Raw genomic sequence first — 234 nt, 5'->3', positions numbered from 1 at the left:
CCAATAAAGAGAAAAAACATTTGAATCTTCTTTGTGACTGTGATAAGTTATCTTATGTACAAAATGACTAAAACGTTCAAACGGTCAATTTAACGAGGTGGGAAACATGTCCGTCGATCGGAAAAAGCTCATTCTGGAAGCGGCAACGAAGTCTTTTACACAATTCGGCTACAAAGCAACGACAATGGATCTGGTGGCAAAGCTTGCAAATGTGGGGAAGGGAACCATCTACAC

Annotated in this window: 1 protein-coding gene; it reads left to right on the top strand. The window is 40.6% G+C overall.

Features of this window, described 5'->3' with window-relative positions:
- Nucleotides 1-106: 106 nt before the first annotated feature.
- On the top strand, nt 107-234 hold a 128-nt coding region (locus R0K30_RS23615), incomplete at its 3' end, for a TetR/AcrR family transcriptional regulator (RefSeq protein WP_410613476.1).

The sequence above is a fragment of the Bacillus sp. SIMBA_154 genome, from assembly GCF_046536015.1.
GTDB classification, from domain to species: domain Bacteria; phylum Bacillota; class Bacilli; order Bacillales; family Bacillaceae; genus Bacillus; species Bacillus pumilus_P.
This window is presented reverse-complemented; position numbering and strand designations above follow the sequence as displayed.